This window comes from Undibacterium sp. SXout7W (assembly GCF_049339385.1).
In the GTDB taxonomy this organism is placed as follows: Bacteria; Pseudomonadota; Gammaproteobacteria; order Burkholderiales; family Burkholderiaceae_D; genus Undibacterium.
Genome location: NZ_JBMPPF010000026.1, coordinates 1 through 15,581, shown reverse-complemented (window position 1 = coordinate 15,581; position 15,581 = coordinate 1). Strand labels below are relative to the sequence as shown.

Below are 15,581 nucleotides of genomic sequence, written 5' to 3'. Positions count from 1 at the left end.
GCAGAGGACATGACGATATGCAGCAATCTAATCATCACCAGAGAAGCACACCACAATTCACGACCTTGTATCTGGCGCTATGGGCGACTGGGTTACTGGGAAGCGGAGCTGCCTTGGCGCAGAGCAGCGTCAGCCAGGTGCAGGACGTGGTTGTGACCACCGGCCTACGTGGCGAAGCCCGTACGGTGGCGGACAGCCCAGCTCCCATTGATGTCATCAGCGGAGAACAACTGATTAACACTGGGCGTGCTGAATTGGCCGAGGCGCTGGCACGGTTGCTGCCATCGTTTAACTTCGGCACCAATCAGGCGGGTGTGAATTCGGTGGTGCGTCCAGTCAGCAATCGTGGACTGGGGCCGGCTTACACACTGGTGCTGGTTAATGGCAAGCGTCGCCATAACTCAGCGTTATTGACCAACGGTGGCGGTGACACCAGTGGCGTGAATGCCATCGATCTGGATAGCATTCCACTCAGCATCATTGATCATATCGAAGTGCTGAAAGATAGCGCTGCAGCTCAGTATGGTTCGGACGCTGTGGCTGGCGTGGTCAACGTTATTCTCAAAAACAGCAATCACGGCGGTTCGATCTCGGCCAGCTACGGCAAGCTGAAAGACGGGCAGGGTGATCTGACCAGTAAGAAGCTGGAGGCCAATGCTGGCTTCACATTAGGTGATGATGGTTTCGTGAACGTCGGCGCGGTGCTGCGCAAGCGTGGTCAGGCCTGGTATAACTTTCCATCGACAAATCTGGTCGCGTATTCGCCAGCATCGAATCCCAAGAATGCGACCTGGGATCGCGATGGTGCGCATAACGGCGATCCGGGTATAGAAGCGTACGACATCGCCTTCAATGCCGAAAAGCCCTACGACAAGGACATCACGCTGTACGCCTTCGGTACTGGCGGTACGCGCAATACTGTGGCGGGTAATAATTTCCGTCGTCCGAACGGACTGGCAACCATCGGGCAGATATTTCCGGATGGGTATTTCGCGCTGAATAACATGAGCGCTTACGATTTTCAGTTGAATGTGGGTGCACGTGGCCACAGTGCTGGCTGGAACTGGGATGTCAGCTCCGGTTATGGCCGGAACCGGGCGCGTCAGTATAGCAATCTGACGCTGAATCCTTCGCTCGGACCTGCGTCACCGACCAGTTTCGATAATCTGGCAACGTACCAGTTCGAGCAATGGACGACGAATGAAGACTTTACCCGCACGGTCGATATCGGTCTGAAAAAGCCACTGCAATGGTCCTGGGGACTGGAGCAGCGTGCTGAGCGTTTCAGTACCTATGCTGGCGATCCGCTGGGATATATCAACGGCGGCTATATCTTCAGAACTGGCGATCAGGAAGGGAATCCTAACGTTGGCAAGCCCGCAGCGGTAGGTGCGCAGGCGGGTGTAGCGTTGTCACCGGCAGATGCTACCAGCATCCGTCGCACGGTATTGGCGGTATATAACGATATCGGTTTTTATCCGCTCGATAACCTGTTCGTCGATGGCGCTGTGCGTGCCGAGCACTATAACGACAGCGCAGGAAATACCGCCAGCGGCAAGATCAATGGTCGCTATGATTTCACGCCTGCATTGGCGATACGCGGCACTGTCGGTACTGGCTTTCGTGCGCCTTCGCTGACGCAGAGTGGCTACTCGCAGACCGATAACCGTACGAATATCAACCCGGTCACCGGCGTCGTCGGCCCTAGTTTATCCAAGCTGCTGCGCAATGATTCCGCGCTGGCACGCCAGTTCGGCGCACGCGATCTGGTGCCTGAAAAATCGGTCAACGCAGGCATCGGTCTGGTGGTCAAGCCAGCCGATAACATTAACGTCACGCTGGATGCCTATCAGGTCAACGTTAAAGACCGTATCGTCCGCACTGGCTATATGTTCGGCCCGGCCTTTGCGCCGACGCTGATCGCGGCGGGGCTGACCGGAACTGAATGGGTACAGTACTTTGCTAATGCCGTTGACACGCGCACGCGCGGTGCCGATCTGGTGGCGGATATCACCAGCGACTACGGCAGCTATGGTGTGGTGCGCTGGGGGGCGGCGCTCAACTGGAATCAGACAACCGTTACCCGGATCAATGCGACTCCATCAGAGATCACTGGCCTGGGGACTAATCCAGGTGGCAGCTCGGTGTGGTTTGGCTATGCGGCTGGCGGTGGTATTGGTGATCTCAGCGCGACACCGCGGACCAAATTGATTTTGTCGGCACGCTGGTCTATCGGTGCGCTGGAAGCCAATGTACAAACCACGCGCTACGATTCTTATGTATGGCAAACAACCGCTAACCGTGCGCAGGATTATTACTTTGGCGCCAAGTGGTTGACGGATCTGGATCTGAGCTATGCCATCAACAAGCGCACCAAGCTGGTCGTAGGTGCAACTAATCTGTTCAATGTGACGCCAGATAAGAACGGCCCGGGTGATGCTAACTCTGGAGGCAATGGCTTTGTTTATGGTCCTTCACCGTTCGCACCGACCGGTGCGTTCTACTACGCCAAGGTGACGTATGACTTCTGACCCCAATCGAATCCGGCGCTTGCTGACGATGCTGCCAGCCGCCGCGCTACTTGGCGCTTGCGGCAAGGGTAGCGGACAGCAGGCTGACGTTTCGGTCGCTGGTTCTGTTTCAGCACCGGTGCTAGCATCAGCGTCAGTACCCGATCTGTCTAAGGTCAAACTGGTGCTGGGCGATCAGGTCAAACTGCTGCGCACCAAGGCAGAAGCGGCTGGTGTGCTGGAAGGCATACCGTATCAGATCGAGTGGGCCAGCTTCCAGGGTGCAGCACCGCTGTTCGAGGCAGTAGTGTCGGGCGACGTTGATACCGCGATGGCGGCCGATACGCCGGCGTTGGCAGCGGCAGCTGGTGGAGCGCGAGTTAAGGTGGTGGCTGCCAGCGTGTCTTCGCCAACTGGCGTGGCGATACTGGTTCCGCCTGATTCTCCGATCAGAACGGTGGCGGATCTGAAAGGCCGCAATGTCATCGTTTCATCGGCACGTGGCAGTGTGGCGCACTACCTGCTATTTGGTGCTTTACGTGAAGCAGGCCTGAAAACGGACGATGTTAACACCGGGTTTTTGTTGCCCAGTGACGCTGCCGTGGCTTTTTCCAGCGGAAAAATCGAAGCCTGGGCTACCTTCGGCAGCTATCAGGCCAGTGCTGAAATCCGCGGTGCGCGCGTGCTGCGTGATGGCGTTGGTATCAATTCCGGTATTGGTGTTATCGCTGCATCGGATGCTGCGCTGGCTGATGTTGGCAAGCGAGCCGCATTGGCGGACGTACTGCGCCGCCTGGCGTTGTCCAACACGTGGGCCAATGCCCATCCCAAGGAATACGGCGACGTATTCCAGCGCCTGACCGGTTTACCCGCAGATGTGGCGAAGCTGGCGATCAGTCGTGATCGTCCACAGTTACGTGCCGTGGACGCCGAGATCGTGCGCCAGTTACAACTGGTGGCCGATACGTTTTTTGAAGCAAAATTATTCCCAAAGCGGGTTGATGCCAGCCAACTGGTGGATGCCAGTCTGTTTCAACCCGCCTAACCCTATACAAGGAGCATTGACATGAGTACACGACAATTAAAACTGGGTTTTATCCTGCACGGCGTAGGCCCCGGCTGGGGAGATTGGCGTCATGCTGACGCTGATCCATCGGCCAGTACCAACATTGATTTTTACCTTCGTCAGGCCAAACTGGCAGAACAGGGCAAGTTTGATTTTCTGTTTGTTGCTGACAGCGTTCACATCACCGAAAAATCCAGTCCGCACTACCTTAACCGTTTTGAACCGCTGACGATTTTGTCGGCATTAGCAACTGCAACCAAGAATATTGGCTTGGTCGGTACGCTGACGGTCAGTTACAGCGAGCCTTACACGGTGGCGCGCCAGTTTGCTTCGCTGGATCACATCAGCCGTGGTCGCGCTGGCTGGAATGTCGTGACGTCGTGGTTGTCCGGTAGTGCAGAAAATTATGGCAAGCCTTCGCATCCACCACATGAGGTACGCTACCGCATTGCGGCCGAACATCTGGAGACGGTGCAGGGACTGTGGGATTCGTGGGAAGATGATGCGCTGGTGGGCGACAAGTCCAGCGGTGAATTCTTTGACCCATCCAAATTACATACGCTGCATCATCAGGGAGAGTTTTTCTCGGTACGCGGACCGCTGAACATCAGCCGTTCGCCACAAGGACAACCAGTGATTTTCCAGGCTGGTGCGTCAGAAGATGGTCGCAATTTTTCAGCGCGTTATGCAGATGCTTTTTTCACTGAAAATTCCTCAATAGAGGCATCGCAAACCTACTATGCCGATATCAAGCGCCGTGCGGTTGCCTTTGGTCGTGCGCCGGATCGTTTAAACGTATTGCCTGCCTTGCGCGCTATTGTTGGTCGCACCGAAGAAGATGCAGAACGTCTGTATCAGGAAGCTGTGAGCCTGATCCGTATTGAAGATGCGCTGGTCGCGCTGGCGCGTTCGTTTAACGAACACGATCTGACCCAATATCCGCTGGATGCTCCGTTCCCCGATATTGCCCGCTTCGGTGCGGATAGTAATCGCAGCTCATCCGAGCACATCATACGCACGGCACGTGAAGAAAACCTGACGCTGCGCCAGACTGCATTGCGTTACGCCAGCCCTCGCCGGGAATTTGTCGGTACCGGTGTGCAGGTGGCAGATGCGATCCAGCGCTGGTTTGATCATGGCGCTGCTGATGGCTTCATCCTGTTTGAATCCTTGCCATACCAACTGGATGCTTTTGTTGCCGAAGTCGTACCAGTGTTGCAGCAGCGCGGCTTGTTCAGGAAGGACTACGAACATAGTACGCTACGTGGTAATCTGGGACTGGACGTGCCAGAAAACCGCTACACTGCTGCACGACGCCAGGTGGCCTGACAGGCTGATCACTTGACCCGGGAGAACAAGATGAGTGATATACAAAAAAACGATTTGCCACCAAGATTACGGAGCTTCGTCGAAGGGCTGGAGAATCTGATCAGCCAGGATGAGCCGCATATAGTAGCGCAGGGATCAATCTTGCTGAGTGAGTTGGTCGCACACGATGACTGGCTACCGCAGTCTGCATCGTTACCTGATCCGCAGTATTACCGGCAATATTTACTTTACCGCGATCCGGCGTCCCGCTTTTCGGTGGTCAGTTTTGTCTGGGGTCCCGGGCAGTCGACACCGATCCATGACCACACCGTATGGGGGCTGATTGGCCTGCTGCGTGGTGCCGAGATATCACAGGACTACCACCGTCGTGCCGACGGAGTACTGGAGAAGGCTGGCCAGCCACTACGCCTGGAAACCGGCGTGGTGACGGCAGTCTCACCATCGCTGGGTGATATTCATCAGGTATTCAATGCCTATGACGATCGCATCTCTATCGGTATTCATGTCTACGGCGCTGACATTGGCGCCGTAGACCGCAGCGTATTTACCGCAGATGGTCAGGTCAAACCTTTCCGCTCCGGCTACGCCAATGTCGCTAATGTCGCTAATGCCGCTAATGCAGCATGACTCAACAAAATTTCGATACCATGACTAAAAACCTGCTTCAACTCACCATTTCTGACTTCCCACATCGCAGCTTCCTTCAGGTTCGCGAAGTGCTGCTGGCCGGCTGCGAAATTGCCTTGCTGGATGTGCGGGAAGAAGATCCACATGCTCAATCGCATCCACTGTTCGCAGCTAATCTGCCTTACGGCCGTATTGAGCTTGATGCCTACACCAAACTGCCACGTCGCGATGTTGCAATTGTCGTGCTGGATGGCGGCGAGGGACTGGCGCTTGCCGCTGCCAGCCGCTTGCGCCAGCTTGGGTATTCCGATGTCTCATTACTGGATGGCGGCGTTGACGGCTGGCGTGCTGCTGGCGGTGAATTATTCCGTGATGTGAATGTTCCCAGTAAGGCATTCGGCGAACTGGTCGAGTCTGTTCGTCATACACCCTCACTATCGGCGCAGGAGGTACAGGCGCTGATTGATGCAGGCGATAATATCGTGATTCTTGATGCACGGCGCTACGATGAATACCAGACCATGAGTATTCCAGGCAGCGTCAGTGTGCCTGGTGCCGAGCTGGCGCTGCGTGCGCGCGAGCTGGCACCTGATATCAACACACGCATCATTGTCAACTGCGCTGGCCGTACCCGCAGCATCATCGGCACGCAGTCACTGATTAATGCCGGTGTGCCGAACCCGATTGCAGCACTGCGCAACGGAACGATAGGCTGGACGCTGGCGCAACAAAAGCTGGAGCACGGCCAGTCACGTAGCTATCCGCCGACATCGGAAGCGAATCACCAGCAAGCAGCGCAGGATGCGAGGGCATTGGCTGACCGTGCTGGCGTAACGCGCCTGCAAGGCACGGCACTGAAAGCGCTGTATGCCGACGTAACGCGCACGACTTACTTCTTTGACGTTCGCAGCCCTGCAGAATTTGACGCAGGCCGTTTACCGCATTTCCGTTCTGCGCCTGGTGGTCAATTGGTACAGGAAACTGAGCAGTTTGCGCCCGTGCGAGGTGCGCGCATTGTGCTGGCCGACAATGACGGCGTTCGTGCCAACCTGACGGCACACTGGTTGCGACAGATGAATCACGAAGTCTATGTGGTGGATGGCCTGCAAGCGGCAGACTTTACGATCACTACCGCGTGGATTGCCGAGCTGCCACCACAGCCGCAGGTGGCAGAGATCGATGTCACTACCTTGTCAACATGGCTGGCTGATGCATCGGAAGAAGTTGCGGTGCTGGATTTTACTTCTGGCGTCAATTATCAGAAGCGCCACATCCCCGGCGCCTGGTTTGCACTGCGTTCGGAATTGCCAGCTGTGCTGGCGATGTTGCCGAAAGGTGTTCAGCGTTATGTGCTGACCTGTGGCAGCAGTCTTCTGGCACGCTATGCCGCAGCCGACCTAGGGATATTAACGGATTTGCCAATACATGTTCTGAACGGTGGTACCAGCGCATGGGCCGAAGCAGGCTTGCCTGTGGAGTCCGGCGCAACGCGATTAGCATCGCCGCTGATCGATCGCTATCGTCGCCCATACGAGGGTACTGATAACCGTGCTGAAGCAATGCAGGCGTATTTAGACTGGGAATTCGGTCTGGTGGATCAACTGGGGCGCGATGGCACTCATGGCTTTCACGTGATCTGATGATGAGCGATTGAAGGAATTGATCATGAATATTTTATTACTGAGTGCCAGTCCGTCACAGACATCGAGCAGCAGAGCCTTGTTGACTGATGTGGGCGAACGGCTGGCTAGACTGGGACACCGCTTGTCGTGGCTGGACATATGCGACTTGCCACCTAAGGCACTTCTGCATGCAGATTTTTACGACGCTAATATTGTTGCAGCGCTTGCCCAGGTGGCGGAAGCGCAGGCGTTGGTGATTGCCACGCCGATATATCAGGCGTCCTACACAGGGATATTGAAGCTGTTTCTGGACATCCTGCCACAAGACGGTCTGAAAAATAAATTGGTGCTACCGCTGGCGGTAGGCGGCAGTCAGTCGCATATGCTGGTGATAGATTATGCTTTGCGACCCGTATTGCAGGCACTGTCCGCCGAATTGGTTTTGCCCGGCATCTACGCTACCTCGGCACAATTGAAAGGCCCAGAAGGTCAGGGCTACAAGGTAGAGGAGGCGTTGGTAACACGACTGGAACAGGGCATATTCAGGTTGCATTCGGAATCCGGACGTTACCATGCCGAGAATACTGAATTACCGCACAAATCTCTGCCAGAGGTATCAGAGTTAGCGTTGGTATAAAGTGAAGCCGTACTTGTTGTAACCCATCCCGACAATCAGAATCAGAAGCGATCACCCATTGGTTCATCCAGTGGGTGTATAGCAACGCGATCGCACGAAAGTCATTCGATCCTCAAAAAAAGAGTATTCCCGTTAACGCAATGGCGACCTGTAATTTTGACCCCAAGGATTGCTGTGGCAAGCCTTGGGTCTGAATCTCAATGGGTTTGTTTGCTTTCCGCTTGTTCCAACTGTAAGTTGACTATGGATTGTTCATTTTGTACCAACTCAGCCTCTTACTTTTCTATTCTGCCTGGTAAATCAGCCAGTCTGATGTGTTCCTGCAAGTACGCCAATTACATGAATTTGTTCAATCCGTCAGCCGTTGTTTTGGTTTGCCATCGATTGGTGCTGACGTTCTCCAAACAAATGCTTCACTTTGAGCGCCATCGTTTGCGCAGCAACAGAAGCGAGCCGGATGCTGGAAGTAAGTCAGCTGCGGTAGATTACTTTGGTCTCAAAGAAGTCATGTAGGTCTTCAGGGATATTGAGGCGAAAGTACAAAACACCATGTCGGTTGCGGTGTAAATTGGAAGGGAGTTTGATACCCATTTTGTGTGATATGTGACACTCATATGTGACACCAAACAAAAACAGGCTTTAAAAACCAAAAAAGCCCTTGAAAAATCAAGAGCTTAGCATTTGGTTGGTGCCGAGAGCCGGAATCGAACCGGCACGCCTTGCGGCGCGGGATTTTGAGGGACGTATTTTTTATAATACCAATCGCCCGCAAACCCAAGCTGGTTCTATGTTTCGTAAAAAATAGTCGATATTTAAATCGATTTTTAGAACAAACCAGCACAAATCATCGATTTTTAATAGGACGTTTGATCGATCTCTTAGTGTGAGGTTTGGCAGATGTTCCGAGCTTAATTTGTTGCAAGTTGAGAGAAAACGCTATCTTTGCACATCAAGCATGCGAGATATCTTGCTAGTAATAGTAAAATGAATGCTAATAAAATATTGGAGCAGTTCTATATGAAGGTTTTATGCATTCATTTCAAAGGCGGAGTCGGGAAGTCTACAACGGCAGTTCATGTTGCGGGTGTTCTGCAGGGGGATGGTAATACCTTACTTGTGGATGGTGATCGTCAAGTTACTAGCTATTGCTTTTTTAATAGAGGTACTACGCCGAAGACGGATGAAGTCGTTAAAGTTAGTGAAACTTTATCTATAATCCCCCTTAATTCTTTACAGCCTACGAGTAAGCATGGCTTGAGTGAGCGTATTTCGAAGATAGTCAAAATGAAAAAAGATTTCACACATTTTGTCTTCGATACTACGCCAGATCCTTTAACTGCGAGTCAAATTATCTCTGAGGTTGAGCCTGATCTTATAATAATTCCTATAAAGTATGGAGATCATGGTGGTTTGGTGCAGTTGACGCCAGTGCTGCAGACAATCGAAGGTATGGCCGCATTTGGCATTGCACCACTGGTAAAGATTGTTCCGATAGGAGTCGATTCACAGTGGATTTTTGATAACCTGGGGGGCAGCAAGTTGAATTGTGAGATTCTTGCTAGCATACCAGCTAACCCAGAGTTGTTTGGAAACGCAGTCTTTCAGGATTTCGATTTCGTATGGAATTACGACGGCTACGATTATTTTTACGATATGTATAGGAAAATTGTCTTAGGATCGTGATTATGATTCAAAATAACTCTCGTTTTAGCAAATTACCCAAAAACCCGGCACATGAGCGGACTGAAGAACAGACAGGGTCATCTAAAAACAATGACTATTATATTAATAATACCGTTGAAACTGTGTTCTCTAAGTTCAAAAAGGGAAAGGGGATGCCAGTAGATTTAGACTCAGTGCAACTAATAAAGCTTACTGAACTGAAAGCGATTTTTGGAGACCAATTTGGCCTGAATGAAGTGATTTGTTTTGCATTTCATAAGTTGCAAGGAGGCGACTGCGGGGCTTTTGATGAAAAAGTAAAAAACGAGGACGTGGATATTGAACGCACGTATTTTAAGCCTTCGCGGGACGCGGTACGTGCCATTATGATGCTCAAGGACAATGACGCTGCTAAAAGGCTGATTAAAATTGGTCTATTTGAGCTCCATCTCAAATTAGTAAACCATGGATAGTTATTATTCTACTCAAGTCATTAGTAGTATCGTATTTTCCACTACAAAACGTAAGCAAGAGATCGGTCAACGACTCGCATCTCATCTATCGTTTATTTGTGGGCCACTTGGAAGTGACGGCTCCGTCGATGGAGCGATAATGGATGGCGACAATAAAATGCTCGCACATTTTCAAAGTAAGTTGTCGTCTAATGTTCTGAGTCTTAACGAGGCGAAGATTCTTCATTCGGATTTAGTGCGACTTAAGCCGAAGGTTTGTGTTTATGTGGCAGGAGTTGGGTATCAGGATAGTTTTCTACGTCTAATTAATAGTCAGAGTGACATATCGGGCATCGACATACATTTGATCTGCCTTAGTGACGTACTTTTACAAACCGATAAGTACACAAGCGCAATAACGAGTATTCCTTCTCATGCTGGTGGAACGATCGATTTTGCGTTATTTCGAGTCTAACGCTTGATTTACCATTCCATTGGGACAAGATGCGTTAAATGCTGTATTGACTGGCTGAATCTGTGCAACCGCGTTTATCCGGTTCTTTTTTCGCTAAGATAGTGAAGTCGAACATGTCTAGGTCTCGACGTGCACGCGACTTAATATTTTCTCGTCGACGTACCTAGGTCAAATTCAGCGGCACGATAAATTAAGTCTCCCACTCAGGTAAAATAGTATGATGGAGTCGTTGGTCTCGTCGCAGTGACAGTTAATAATCGGCTAGATGAATCTTGTTGGACATGGAGAATTTATTTTGACAGAATGCCATTATGATTCAACTGCCATGCGTCCAAATACATGATCAGAGTCAGGTTGAAATTTGGAGATTAGTTCCCCGTGTTAACTGAGTTGGTATGTTCCATCAGAGAGCAGAAAATAAAAAATAACGATTTGTTAGGTGACAAAGAGATTCGGCATTCGTTGAAGATACATCTTACTAAATCATCTCGCGCTCCCCGCGCTGTGCTCGAAGAACTTCGCGTGCATAACGGTAACGCTATTGCCGACATTGTCGCGATACATAATAATAACGCCCACTGCTACGAGATTAAGTCCGACAAAGACAGCATTGAGCGGGTGCAAAAGCAGGCGCAATTTTATGACCTAGTATTTCGAAAGGTAACACTTGTTACTACGGCGCGACATCTTGATCGAGCCATTTTATATACGCCGGCACATTGGGGAATTATGGTCGCCAAGAGTTGGAAAGGCAGAGTAATTTGCTCTTATGTTCGGCCAGCGGGCGTGAGCAACAGATTTGATAAACAACTTGCCCTGCTAACTTTGTGGAAGTCAGAGCTTACAACGATTGCAGAACCAATCTCAGAATCTAGTCTTGCCAAATTGAGTCGCAAGAGACTAACAGAATTGTTAGCAGAGAATTTTTCTAGAGATTGGATATCAAAACAAATTAGCGAACAGCTCTTGTCCAGGGTTCTTAGAACTTGAAATCCCTGCACATATAGGTAATATGCGCATTTATAGTTGGTTTCAAGATACTACTTGGTGTAACTCCTTTTCCCCGCCCATTCGCCTTTTCATTCAAATAATGGTCCCCGAATGAATATGGTGGGGTACGGTAGAACTCCATTGAAACTAGGCGCTCAGCAAGATCGTTATATTGCAAGTTTCCCCTGGGGTGTGACGATAGCTGGCCCCCCCTGAAAATGTAATGAACTTTGCCGTAGGAATAAGCTATTTTGGGTGCTGTGACGTTCCGCAAAGCCTCAGGGGGAATATCTATATCTGAATAAAGGGGACTGACAATTGTATAGTCCCCAAATGAAATTTTCCCATTCCGAATTTTTTCAATGACCGGTTGAAAAATACTTAGTTCTTGACGCTCATGAACGCCTTCACTATTGGTTCCGATAACGTCTCCGATCGACGCCGGAATCGATGACCCAGTAACAACGACCTCATCGAACGGTATCGCTTTGAGGCAAGCTGGCACGAAAGATAACAGTTGTGCGGCTCGTTTTCCTGCATCGATTTCTATGCATACTCGATTGTCGATAATAAGAATCCATTGTTCAAATAGCCCGCTCCCTAAATTAAATAAATCGAGAATTTCGCTTTGGACTAAGGCGAATTCTTCGATATCTTCCGCCTGTAGCCTAAGGGCAATTTGATTGGCATTAATTTGCCCACTCTTTTTTGCGTCAAACACAAGTTGGTTGCGCGCAAATGTACGATCGAGCCCAATTACCGGGATAAAATTAGTTTTACAAAAACGGTCTATTACGAATTGATAATTATCAGTACCGTTTACTTTGACAGTGTCTTCAATGTCAAAATTATCAAGATAAAAGGCTCCAAAGTCTGAAAGGTTACGCTCCACGCTTCGAGCGCTCTTTTCTGTTAGTGCACAGAACTCTTCTGCGGTCATTCCTTCTTTTTTTCGTGGTAAGTCGAAGAATGGAACTATCGTTGCCTTCAAATCGTCAGCTAACTCATTCAATGCGCCAACCTCGTTGACTTTCAATTTTAAGAACGGCACATATTTATTCATCCCAAATTACCTTTCTGACGTCAACGGCGTTAACTATTTCGGAAAACAGGTTATATCGATTGAGCTCTTTCCGAAGCCTACCAGCAACTATTGCCGGATGGACGCCGACGCGCGCAGCAAATGAAAAAACGGCATTTTCTTTAAATTCATATTTGGCTTCGCAATTTCTCCAATCACTCCGACTGATAGTTGCGTTTAGCGCAAGTCGATCAGCTTCCTTTTCGATCAAATCGCTAGAGTCCTCATCAAGATCGTCGAGAATTGGAGTCGTTAGAAGATCCAAATGAAGCGAAATATGAGCCAATTCATGCATTAGCGTAAACCACAAGCTGTCCAGGCGCGGATACCTTAGGCTAAGCGCGATTACAGGATTGCCACTGTCGAGCGCGAAAACAGCTCCATCAAGCTTCATTCCAGCAAGATAAGGTTCGTAAATCAATACAATGCCTCGTTCGGCCAAGATGTGAGGCAGTTGTCGAATAGATTTGATATCTCGGCTTAGTTTTGCGATGCCTGTCATGTCGTCGGAGGTTATCCCATTGAAGCTCGGCAGGCCATTCATGCCGACAAATAATTTGGACCAGCTCCGGACTTTCGACAGCCATAACGTTGTTAATGCATCCTTCGCGTCCGCATGCCTGCGGAAAAGTGCAACTTGGTCAGCAGGCTGCGAGCTAACTTCCTTAAAAATACTCAAGAAGGCAGCTTCGCTATTTTTACTTTTATCCTTTGCAGGAATCTGATCGAAAAGTGACTTTGCGCGTAAAAACGCATCATAGTATTTTTGAGCTGGTTGACTACCAACTGGAGACATTGGGAAATCGTCCAATTCAAAATTGCGAATATCTGCTTTGGTCATTTTTCCTCCGCATACGCAACTGCACTTTTCTCTGGCATCTCAAAGTACTGCAAAGTATCCTTGTCGTGCTGGGAAATTCTTTCCATACCAATCTTGACATAAAATTCTGCTGCTCTTGGGAGAGCGTGAAGAGAAAAACCATGATTGAAGGAAAGTTTCTGTACGCCAAAGGAGATAATCGATCGAATCAACAGACTTCCAATTCCTTTGAAAGTTCTCGATTCCATCGGATTTTGTCGGTTCCATGGAGCGACTGCGATGTATTCAATATAGAACACATCAATTTCTTCGAGCGCACTTTTCTTGGGATGGAAGATAACGCATGCCGCCTGAGGCTGCCCGTCAATCATCAGAAAGAACCAGTGAAATTCACCATTTTTAAAAACTAAGGCCTTTTTGAACCATTCCCAGTGGCTATCATCAATCTGAATTTCCCCGAGGACATTCTTCAAGGCTTCCGGATCGAACTTTTGTTCACTAATCCAGTTCATTAGCTTAAGGTTAAATGAATGCCAAAGTTCATCACAAGCGAGACATTTGGCAATGTCCCAACCGTGGTGGAGGGTATATGTATGACTAGTTCCGCCGGCCGCAACCAAAGTACCCGAAGCAATTATGTCATTGTTGTTGGGGCTCAATTCACCCGATAAAAGCATCGCTTTGATTTCGTCAATAGTAATCATTGATCCGTTATAAAGAGAGATACGCGCCAGAAATATTAATGTTAGGCAAATTTAAATTTAATATATTTCAAATTTACAATATTTCTTCAAATTTATCAAATTTGCATGCAAGTTATCTCGTCTAGTCTAGCCCTCAATTCATTAATAACACTATCGCAAAGACCGACCTGCGAATCACATTTCACCAAATTCGGCAAAAACGGCCTAAACCAATATGGCTTGTCATCAATGGCGACCCATTGCTCCCACGGCCGGCCAGACGCTCGTAACCATCCTTCGATCTCAACCTGGCGCACATAGGTGTGTCCAATTGCATCCAGCAAATCTGGTAGGTCACGCCAGTTCGGCGTTACGCCAATAACCCTATCTGCAATATCCGGGCTGAAATAATCCCTTAATTCATTCAGTGTACGGGTCGCACGCCAGGTGCTGCTAATCACGACCTGAACGCTTGGAAATTCCCGCAAGACCGATTCCAGCAGCGGTAAATGGCAAAGCAGCATGCCGGTGTCGACGCATGGCTCTGGGTGAAGCACGCCATCAAAATCAAGGAATAAGATCACCTAACTCTCCACCCACAAATTCCTGAAAGAGCTGATGTCATCGATATTGCCCCCGCCGACCTACAATCAGCAAGGCTGCGCAGCCAATTTTCTGATTATCGCCAAGTTCTTTGAACTCGCCATCCCATTCATGGGCGTTTAGGTGCTTCATTACATTTGCAATGCGCAGCGTTAATATGCCATCCCAACCTGTTTCATAACCCTCAACAATGACAGGCAAAGCCGGATCAAACTGTTTTAAGTTCTCAATTAAATCACTTACTGTCATGTGAACTCCAAGATATTACCGTTCAAAATCCCTTGACCTGATTCATCGCCCATGTACCCAACGTTCCCAATCCCACACGTACGCCAGATTCCGTTCACCTTCGATCATCGGACATTGGCTAGATGCGAGATAGCTCGAAAACTGTGTTTGCCACGGCTCCGGAATTTCCGAGATACGAACAAAAAATGGTCGGCCGTTGTATTCATGGACGGGGACATAAGCGATCAATTCGTCACGATTCATTTTGGCTGCTCCCAGAAAGTTCCGGGTTAGCGGCACGATCAAGTTTCTGCGCCAGATTTTGGGCTTTCAAATGCGTGTAATTACGCAGCATTGCTAACGTTTTATGTCCGGTGACGGAAGCGACTTCCATCAAATTCAGGCCATGCTCAAATAATCGGCTGGTTCCTTCATGCCGTAAATCATGCCATCTTAAATCGGTAATGTATCCATTTTGGGGAATGACATTTTTCTCGTTGCAGTCGGCAATGTACTGATCGCGTGCGCGTTTCTTAGCGGCTCCCCATGCAGATGTAAGCGAATTTTTTGATAAATTAAATACTTTGGGACTGGCCGTTCGCTTCAATGAAAGTAAAACGTTGATCGCAACACGACTTAAAGGAATTATTCGTGTGTCAGAATTCTTTGTTTCGTAAGCACCCGGTAAAGTCGTCTTGAACCGCGCTCCGGATTTATAGAACATAGTGTCCACGTAATAACTGGGTACATGTACATTATGAATCTGAATGCAGTTCCTCCCGTGCCAAGGCGCCGA

Annotated in this window: 16 protein-coding genes; 9 read left to right on the top strand and 7 right to left on the bottom strand. The window is 49.4% G+C overall.

What is annotated here, in order from left to right; translation table 11 throughout:
- Nucleotides 1-17: 17 nt before the first annotated feature.
- The 9 genes from ACO0LB_RS19235 (at nucleotide 18) to ACO0LB_RS19195 (ending at nucleotide 11,370) form a co-directional block, all read left to right on the top strand.
- Complete coding sequence (locus ACO0LB_RS19235) at nucleotides 18-2,531, top strand: TonB-dependent receptor plug domain-containing protein (protein WP_423052064.1); 2,514 nt, start codon at nucleotides 18-20, stop codon at nucleotides 2,529-2,531.
- A complete protein-coding gene (locus tag ACO0LB_RS19230; RefSeq protein ID WP_423052063.1) occupies nucleotides 2,521-3,555 on the top strand; it encodes an ABC transporter substrate-binding protein in 1,035 nt (344 codons plus the stop codon). The genes ACO0LB_RS19235 and ACO0LB_RS19230 overlap by 11 nt, the downstream gene beginning before the upstream one ends.
- A 21-nt stretch (nucleotides 3,556-3,576) precedes the next feature.
- The gene (locus ACO0LB_RS19225) at nucleotides 3,577-4,905 is read left to right on the top strand and encodes an LLM class flavin-dependent oxidoreductase (protein WP_423052061.1); all 1,329 of its coding nucleotides are present in this window, start codon (nucleotides 3,577-3,579) and stop codon (nucleotides 4,903-4,905) included.
- Nucleotides 4,906-4,935: 30 nt separating this feature from the next.
- Complete coding sequence (locus tag ACO0LB_RS19220; RefSeq protein ID WP_423052059.1) at nucleotides 4,936-5,532, top strand: cysteine dioxygenase; 597 nt, start codon at nucleotides 4,936-4,938, stop codon at nucleotides 5,530-5,532.
- Between the two features lie 20 nt (nucleotides 5,533-5,552).
- Nucleotides 5,553-7,172 carry a rhodanese-related sulfurtransferase gene (locus ACO0LB_RS19215; protein WP_423052118.1) on the top strand — a complete coding sequence of 540 codons (1,620 nt, stop codon included), beginning with the start codon at nucleotides 5,553-5,555 and terminating at the stop codon, nucleotides 7,170-7,172.
- 25 nt (nucleotides 7,173-7,197) lie between these two features.
- Nucleotides 7,198-7,791 carry an NADPH-dependent FMN reductase gene (ssuE, locus tag ACO0LB_RS19210; protein WP_423052057.1) on the top strand — a complete coding sequence of 198 codons (594 nt, stop codon included), beginning with the start codon at nucleotides 7,198-7,200 and terminating at the stop codon, nucleotides 7,789-7,791.
- Between the two features lie 984 nt (nucleotides 7,792-8,775).
- Nucleotides 8,776-9,474, top strand: a complete 699-nt coding sequence (locus ACO0LB_RS19205; protein WP_423052055.1) for a ParA family protein — start codon at nucleotides 8,776-8,778, stop codon at nucleotides 9,472-9,474.
- Between the two features lie 2 nt (nucleotides 9,475-9,476).
- Nucleotides 9,477-9,926 carry a hypothetical protein gene (locus ACO0LB_RS19200; RefSeq protein WP_423052053.1) on the top strand — a complete coding sequence of 150 codons (450 nt, stop codon included), beginning with the start codon at nucleotides 9,477-9,479 and terminating at the stop codon, nucleotides 9,924-9,926.
- 832 nt (nucleotides 9,927-10,758) lie between these two features.
- Complete coding sequence (locus ACO0LB_RS19195) at nucleotides 10,759-11,370, top strand: sce7726 family protein (RefSeq protein WP_423052051.1); 612 nt, start codon at nucleotides 10,759-10,761, stop codon at nucleotides 11,368-11,370.
- Here ACO0LB_RS19195 and ACO0LB_RS19190 read toward each other — a convergent pair.
- From ACO0LB_RS19190 to ACO0LB_RS19160, 7 genes are all read right to left on the bottom strand, one after another.
- Entirely contained in the window at nucleotides 11,360-12,433 is a 1,074-nt protein-coding gene (locus ACO0LB_RS19190; protein ID WP_423052049.1) for a beta family protein, read from the bottom strand. The two genes, ACO0LB_RS19195 and ACO0LB_RS19190, sit on opposite strands and share 11 nt — an antisense overlap.
- A complete protein-coding gene (locus tag ACO0LB_RS19185; RefSeq protein ID WP_423052047.1) occupies nucleotides 12,426-13,292 on the bottom strand; it encodes an ImmA/IrrE family metallo-endopeptidase in 867 nt (288 codons plus the stop codon). Before ACO0LB_RS19185 ends, ACO0LB_RS19190 begins: the two co-directional genes overlap by 8 nt.
- Nucleotides 13,289-13,975 (bottom strand): hypothetical protein, encoded by a 687-nt coding sequence (locus tag ACO0LB_RS19180; RefSeq protein WP_423052045.1) that lies wholly within the window; start codon nucleotides 13,973-13,975, stop codon nucleotides 13,289-13,291. The genes ACO0LB_RS19185 and ACO0LB_RS19180 overlap by 4 nt, the downstream gene beginning before the upstream one ends.
- 95 nt (nucleotides 13,976-14,070) lie before the next feature.
- Nucleotides 14,071-14,538, bottom strand: a complete 468-nt coding sequence (locus tag ACO0LB_RS19175; RefSeq protein ID WP_423052043.1) for an HAD domain-containing protein — start codon at nucleotides 14,536-14,538, stop codon at nucleotides 14,071-14,073.
- Between the two features lie 37 nt (nucleotides 14,539-14,575).
- Complete coding sequence (locus ACO0LB_RS19170; protein ID WP_423052041.1) at nucleotides 14,576-14,806, bottom strand: hypothetical protein; 231 nt, start codon at nucleotides 14,804-14,806, stop codon at nucleotides 14,576-14,578.
- Between the two features lie 42 nt (nucleotides 14,807-14,848).
- The gene (locus tag ACO0LB_RS19165; protein WP_423052039.1) at nucleotides 14,849-15,049 is read right to left on the bottom strand and encodes a hypothetical protein; all 201 of its coding nucleotides are present in this window, start codon (nucleotides 15,047-15,049) and stop codon (nucleotides 14,849-14,851) included.
- Nucleotides 15,039-15,581 (bottom strand): tyrosine-type recombinase/integrase (locus tag ACO0LB_RS19160; RefSeq protein ID WP_423052037.1); only part of this gene is annotated, 543 nt, incomplete at its 5' end. The genes ACO0LB_RS19160 and ACO0LB_RS19165, both read right to left, overlap by 11 nt.

Bases quoted from the DNA above. Each gene is read 5' to 3' on its own strand.
- ACO0LB_RS19165 (WP_423052039.1), bottom strand. From the start codon at position 15,049: ATGAATCGTGACGAATTGATCGCTTATGTCCCCGTCCATGAATACAAC.
- ACO0LB_RS19235 (WP_423052064.1), top strand. From the start codon at position 18: ATGCAGCAATCTAATCATCACCAGAGAAGCACACCACAATTCACGACC.
- ACO0LB_RS19215 (WP_423052118.1), top strand. From the start codon at position 5,553: ATGACTAAAAACCTGCTTCAACTCACCATTTCTGACTTCCCACATCGC.
- ACO0LB_RS19220 (WP_423052059.1), top strand. From the start codon at position 4,936: ATGAGTGATATACAAAAAAACGATTTGCCACCAAGATTACGGAGCTTC.
- ACO0LB_RS19230 (WP_423052063.1), top strand. From the start codon at position 2,521: ATGACTTCTGACCCCAATCGAATCCGGCGCTTGCTGACGATGCTGCCA.
- ACO0LB_RS19225 (WP_423052061.1), top strand. From the start codon at position 3,577: ATGAGTACACGACAATTAAAACTGGGTTTTATCCTGCACGGCGTAGGC.
- ACO0LB_RS19170 (WP_423052041.1), bottom strand. From the start codon at position 14,806: ATGACAGTAAGTGATTTAATTGAGAACTTAAAACAGTTTGATCCGGCT.
- ssuE (WP_423052057.1), top strand. From the start codon at position 7,198: ATGAATATTTTATTACTGAGTGCCAGTCCGTCACAGACATCGAGCAGC.
- ACO0LB_RS19180 (WP_423052045.1), bottom strand. From the start codon at position 13,975: ATGATTACTATTGACGAAATCAAAGCGATGCTTTTATCGGGTGAATTG.
- ACO0LB_RS19190 (WP_423052049.1), bottom strand. From the start codon at position 12,433: ATGAATAAATATGTGCCGTTCTTAAAATTGAAAGTCAACGAGGTTGGC.
- ACO0LB_RS19205 (WP_423052055.1), top strand. From the start codon at position 8,776: ATGAATGCTAATAAAATATTGGAGCAGTTCTATATGAAGGTTTTATGC.
- ACO0LB_RS19185 (WP_423052047.1), bottom strand. From the start codon at position 13,292: ATGACCAAAGCAGATATTCGCAATTTTGAATTGGACGATTTCCCAATG.
- ACO0LB_RS19200 (WP_423052053.1), top strand. From the start codon at position 9,477: ATGATTCAAAATAACTCTCGTTTTAGCAAATTACCCAAAAACCCGGCA.